This window comes from Pseudomonas juntendi (assembly GCF_009932375.1).
GTDB lineage: Bacteria > Pseudomonadota > Gammaproteobacteria > Pseudomonadales > Pseudomonadaceae > Aquipseudomonas > Aquipseudomonas juntendi.
This window is the reverse complement of record NZ_BLJG01000269.1, coordinates 1-5,564: the sequence shown is the minus strand read 5'-3', so window position 1 is coordinate 5,564 and position 5,564 is coordinate 1. Positions and strand designations below refer to the sequence as shown.

Here is a 5,564-nt window from a genome sequence, read left to right as displayed (position 1 = left end):
CGAGCGGCACCGCGGGGGCGCATCGATGACAACACCCCTGTGGGAGATTCTATGGTTCACTGGCCAGAGTAGCCGCAGCATCGTCGGAGCGTGTGCGATCGAGCGCCGCGCGGGCGGCGCTCGATCGCACAGGCGCTGCATACCTTGTGGCAAACACCTGTCCGAATCAGGATCAACGAACGGCCTGCCTTTCAATGGTCACAAAGCTGTAACACAGCTGATGCAAAGTGTGCCGGCCATCACAAGGAGCGCTTTTCGATGATTCGCCTGATGAAGTCTGCTGCACTCGCCGTTGCCGTTTCGCTTTGCGCCACTTCCGCTGCATTTGCTGCTGAAAACGTACGCCTGACCGGTTCCGGCGCCAGCTTCCCGGCACCGATCTACCTGACCTGGTTCAAGGATTTCAGCAAGAACACAGCGGGCGTTACCGTTGATTACCAATCCAAGGGGAGTGGCGCGGGCGTTCAGGACTTCCTGAACAAGACCGTCGACTTCGCCGCCAGCGACTCGGCCATGAGCGAAGCCGACATCGCCAAGGTTGCCGAAGGCGTCCAGTTGCTGCCGATGACCGCCGGCGAAATCGTCCTGGCTTACAACCTGCCCGGCAACCCCAAGGGCCTGAAGTTGCCGCGCGATGTTTACTCGAACATCTTCCTCGGCAAGATCACCCAGTGGAACGACCCGAAAATTGCCGCGGCCAACCCGCAAATGAAGCTGCCTGACCTGCCCATCACCGTGGTGGTACGTGCCGACTCCAGTGGCACCAACGCCGTGTTCACCAAGCACCTGTCGGCCATCAATGCCGACTTCAAGAGCACCTTGGGTGAGGGCAACACGGTCAACTGGCCAGCGACCGACAAGTTCATCAAATCGCCGAAGAACGACGGGGTGACCGCTACCGTTCGCCAGACCCCAGGTGCCATTGGCTACATCGAGTACGGCTTCGCCAAGCTGGCCAAGGTGGACTTCGCTGCCCTGGAAAACAAGGCTGGCCAGTACGTGGTGCCGAATGCCGAAAGCGGAGCTCAGGCCCTGGCAGCGGTGAAACTGCCGGAAAACCTGGTCGCCAACCTGCCCGACCCGGAAGGCGCCAAGTCCTACCCGATCACCTCCTACACCTGGATGATCTTCCGCAAGGACAACGGCAACCCGGCAAAGGCCAAGGCCATGCGTGAGATGGTCGAGTACGGCCTGACCCAGGGCCAGAAGATTGCCGACTCGATGGGCTACATCCCGCTGCCGCCATCGGTTGTCGACCAGGTGCGCAAAGCGTCTGCAAACATCCAGTAACACCCAGGCGCTCCCGGCAGCGGCATGAAGCCATGCCGGGGGTGTTTGTCCCTTGTCCCGGAATACGCCATGAACACACCTTTTGCCATACCGGATAATCCCGATTCCGCGTGCCAGCCACCGTCTACGAAAGACTTTCTGGTCGACCGCACCTTCCGTGCGCTTGCCCGTGTCGGGGTGGTGCTGGTACTGGCGCTGGTTTTCGCGCTGGTCTACGAAGTGGGCCGCAAGGCACTGCCAGGCATTGAAAAGCACGGTTTCGACGTGCTCCTGGGCAGTGTCTGGGATGTCAACCAAGGCAAGTACGGTATTCTGCCCGCGATCTGGGGTACGCTCTACAGCGCCTTCATCGCCCTGTTGATTGCCGGTTTCTTCGGCGTCAGCATGGCCATTTTCCTCACCCAGGATTTCCTTCCGGCCAGGCTTGCCGCGGTGTTCCGCACCATCGTCGAGCTGCTCGCCGCCATCCCCAGCGTGGTCTATGGCCTGTGGGGCATCTATGTGGTCATCCCGGCCATTCGCCCCCTGACCACCTGGTTGAACAGCGAGCTGGGCTGGATCCCGTTTTTTGGCACCTCCCTCAGCGGGCCCGGCCTGCTGCCGGCCGCACTGGTCCTGGCGATCATGATCCTGCCGACCATCGCTGCCGTTTCGCAAGACGCGCTGACCAGCGTGCCGATGAAAACCAAGCAGGCCGCCTACGGCATGGGCACCACGCACTGGGAGGCCATCCTGAAAGTGATGGTGCCTTCTGCGGCCACCGGTATCTTTGGCTCGCTGGTGCTGGGCCTTGGCCGGGCACTGGGCGAAACCATGGCGCTGGCCATGCTGGTGGGCAATGCCAACACCATTTCCGTGTCCTTGTTCGCCCCGGCCAATACCCTGGCAGCGCTGCTGGCGCTGAACTTCCCGGAAGCCGGCCCGAACGAGATCGAAGTGCTGATGTATGCGGCACTGGTACTGATGTTCATCACCCTGCTGGTGAACGTGCTTGGCTCGATGATCATGCTCTACGCCCAGCGGGGGAATAAACAATGACCAACCTGACAACCCCTGCCGCCGCGCTGCCCAGCCTGCAGCGCCGCCTCGAAGGCCGCGCCTTGCGCAGCCTGGTGTTGACCATCCTGGCCTGGTTTGCCGCGTTGCTGGCCAGTGTGCCGCTGATTTCCGTGCTGTACATGCTGATCACCCGCGGCGGTGCCCGCCTGAACCTGGAAGTGTTCACCGAACTGCCGCCGACGGGGTTCGAGATGGGCGGCGGCTTCGGCAACGCCATGGCCGGTACCTTCGTCATGGTCGGCATCGCTGCCGCCATCGCGGTGCCGGTGGGTATCCTGGCCGCGGTGTTCCTTGCCGAGCTGGGCCCAGACAGCAAGCTGGCCAACGCTGCAAGGTTTGCCGCCAAGATGCTCACCGGCCTGCCATCGATCCTGGCCGGTGTGTTTGCCTACGCCCTGGTGGTGATGACTACCGGCACCTATTCGGCACCGGCAGGCGGGGTGGCACTGGCGGTGCTGATGCTGCCCATCGTGGTACTGACCGCCGAAGAGGCGATGAAGATGGTACCCAAGATCATGAAGGACGCTGCCTACGGCATGGGCTGCACCCGTGCCCAGGTCATCTGCAAGATCGTGCTGCCCACCGGCTTGCCGGCCATTCTCACCGGCGTGATGCTGGCCGTGGCCCGTGCCGCAGGTGAAACCGCGCCCTTGCTGTTCACCGCGCTGTTCAGCAACTACTGGATCTACCACAACGGCGACCTGGCGGTGATGAACCCCACTGCCTCGCTGGCAGTGCTGATCTACAACTTCTCCGGCATGCCGTTCGACAACCAGCTGGAGCTCGCATGGGCGGCCTCGCTGGTGCTGGTCATGATCGTGCTGGTCATCAACATCCTTAGCCGTGTATTCGGCAAGCCCAAGTATTGAGAACAGGGAGCATCCATCTTGAACGTATCCACCGCACAACGTGCCGCTCCCGTGGCCAGCGAAGCCACCCCCATCGTCATGGACTGCAAGCTGGACAAGATCTTCTACGGCAACTTCATGGCCGTGCGCGACAGCCATGTGCCGATCCGCAAGAACGAGATTACCGGCTTCATCGGCCCGTCCGGCTGCGGCAAGAGCACCGTGCTGCGTAGCCTGAACCGCATGAACGACCTGGTGAAAGGCTTCCGCTTCGAGGGCCACGTGCACTTCCTGGGCCAGGATGTGTATGGCAAGGGCGTAGACCCGGTAGTGGTGCGCCGCTATATCGGCATGGTGTTCCAGCAGCCCAACCCGTTTTCCATGAGCATTTTCGACAACGTTGCCTTTGGCCTGCGCCTGAACCGCTACAAAGGGGACCTGGGCGACCGCGTGAAACACGCCCTGCAAGGCGCTGCGCTGTGGGACGAAGTGAAGGACAAGCTCAAGGTCAGCGGCCTGTCGTTGTCCGGCGGCCAGCAGCAGCGCCTGTGTATCGCCCGGGCCATCGCCACCGAGCCGGAAGTGCTGCTGCTGGACGAGCCGTGCTCGGCACTTGACCCCATTGCCACCCGCCGCGTGGAAGAGCTGATGGTCGAGCTGAAAAAGGACTACACCATCGCCCTGGTGACCCACAACATGCAGCAGGCGATTCGCGTTGCCGACACCACGGCGTTCTTCTCGGTGGACATTTCCCAGGGTACCCGTACCGGCTACCTGGTCGAGATGGGGCCGACCGCGCAGATCTTCCAGAACCCGCGTGAACAACTGACCAGTGACTATATCAGCGGCAAGTTCAGCTGACCCATCGCTGTACAAGGGGGCGGTGCTGCAACCAGGAAGGTGGCAGCACCGCCCGCACAACCTTTGGTTAAAGTGTTACCCAGGATTTCCAATGCAACCGATGCGTCGATTAGATCTGTCTGCGGTAGAGCGCGCTCTGCGCGAGGTGCAGGGCCGTTTTGCCGAGCTGAGCCAACACTTCACCGAACCGCGGGACCCGTTCACCGACGAGGTGCTGGTGAATGTGGTTGAAGGCTACGCGCTGATTGACGACTATGTCGCTCGCGGAATAGACCTGTTCGACCTGCAACAGCTGAACCTGATGCTGGAAATCAATGCCACGGTGCTGTGTGGCCGGGATCCGGCCCGGCGCGTGGAGTTCGCGGCGCACCTGGCGGCGACCGAAGCGCATTTTTTCAACAATGTGGAAGGTGGCATCAAGGACTTGCATAACTGGTATTGCGCCTACCGCAGCGATTCGATCTGGAAGCGGGCAGCCGGTGTGTACGTGCGTATCCTCAGCAAGCCACAGCTGTTCATCGAAGGTAACAACCGCACCGGCTCGCTCATCGTCAGTTACCTGCTGATGCGTGCCGGGCTGCCGCCATTCGTGCTGTCGCTGGACAACGCCGAGGGCTACTTCAACCCGTCCTCGGTCATACGTAATTCCGCCAAACACGGTGTCAAGGCCTTGTACGAACTGCCCAAGATCAAGAAAAAGTACGCCGCGTTCCTCGAAGCCAAGGCGCCTGCGCCCGGCAAGTTCTTCCTGGGCGCCACCGCGGTGCCTGTTTGCGCGGGGGGGCGCTGATGCAACCGTTCACCCTGATAGAGCGCGGGCGGCAGGCCATCGAGCGCAAGCTCAAGCGTGGCCAGGTGCGCATTTCGTTCGATATCGACGACACCCTGGCCTGCCAGCCTGAGCACGCGGCTGCCGAGCACAGCAGGTTGCCGGGCTTCGTCCACCGCTGGCTCGGTGAGCCCCTGCGCAGCGGTACCCGCGAGCTGATTCGCGACCTGCGCCGCCAGGGCTGCAGCATCTGGATCTATACCTCGTCCGGGCGCACCCCAGCGTACATCCGCCGCTGGTTGCTGCTGTACGGCATTCATGTCGACGGGGTGGTCAACAGTGACCGCCACCAGCACATACTGGCGCGGAATGGGCTGGCGCATTCCCCGTCCAAACTGCCTTCGGCCTTCGATATCGACTTGCATGTGGATGACTCCGAAGGCGTGCGGCTGGAAGGCGTGGACCATGGTTTCCGCGTTGTGGTGGTGTGCCCGCAGGACAAGCACTGGGCGCAGAAGGTCAAGGCCGCAGCGGTGGACGTGCAGGCCCGCCTGGCCCGGCAGCAGCCGCACCGCTACGAAGCGCCTGTGAGATCGAGCGCCGCCCGCGCGGCGCAATCGCGAGCTGCGCTCGCTCCTACGTTTGTTTCGGGCCAGTAACGCCTGTGACAGGCGCGCGCGGCCGCCTTGTTTGTACGGCGCGATATTGAGGCATGCACCAAGGCGTTCGCGCGCGAA

At 62.3% G+C, this 5,564-nt stretch carries 6 protein-coding genes; all 6 read left to right on the top strand.

Annotated features, from left to right (window positions below; all coding sequences use genetic code 11):
- The first annotated feature begins 258 nt into the window (after positions 1 to 258).
- The 6 genes from pstS (at position 259) to GYA94_RS24210 (ending at position 5,486) form a co-directional block, all read left to right on the top strand.
- Positions 259 to 1,290 (top strand): phosphate ABC transporter substrate-binding protein PstS, encoded by a 1,032-nt coding sequence (pstS, locus tag GYA94_RS24235; protein ID WP_054904403.1) that lies wholly within the window; start codon positions 259 to 261, stop codon positions 1,288 to 1,290.
- Between the two features lie 69 nt (positions 1,291 to 1,359).
- The gene (gene pstC / locus GYA94_RS24230; RefSeq protein ID WP_161893253.1) at positions 1,360 to 2,328 is read left to right on the top strand and encodes a phosphate ABC transporter permease subunit PstC; all 969 of its coding nucleotides are present in this window, start codon (positions 1,360 to 1,362) and stop codon (positions 2,326 to 2,328) included.
- Entirely contained in the window at positions 2,325 to 3,218 is an 894-nt protein-coding gene (pstA, locus tag GYA94_RS24225) for a phosphate ABC transporter permease PstA (RefSeq protein ID WP_161893252.1), read from the top strand. The genes pstC and pstA overlap by 4 nt, the downstream gene beginning before the upstream one ends.
- Positions 3,219 to 3,296: 78 nt before the next feature.
- Positions 3,297 to 4,058 carry a phosphate ABC transporter ATP-binding protein PstB gene (gene pstB, locus GYA94_RS24220; protein ID WP_017148287.1) on the top strand — a complete coding sequence of 254 codons (762 nt, stop codon included), beginning with the start codon at positions 3,297 to 3,299 and terminating at the stop codon, positions 4,056 to 4,058.
- A gap of 91 nt (positions 4,059 to 4,149) precedes the next feature.
- Positions 4,150 to 4,848 (top strand): Fic family protein, encoded by a 699-nt coding sequence (locus tag GYA94_RS24215; RefSeq protein ID WP_161893251.1) that lies wholly within the window; start codon positions 4,150 to 4,152, stop codon positions 4,846 to 4,848.
- On the top strand, positions 4,848 to 5,486 hold the full coding sequence (locus GYA94_RS24210; protein WP_223809593.1) for an HAD family hydrolase: 639 nt from the start codon (positions 4,848 to 4,850) through the stop codon (positions 5,484 to 5,486). The genes GYA94_RS24215 and GYA94_RS24210 overlap by 1 nt, the downstream gene beginning before the upstream one ends.
- The last annotated feature ends 78 nt before the right edge of the window (positions 5,487 to 5,564 follow it).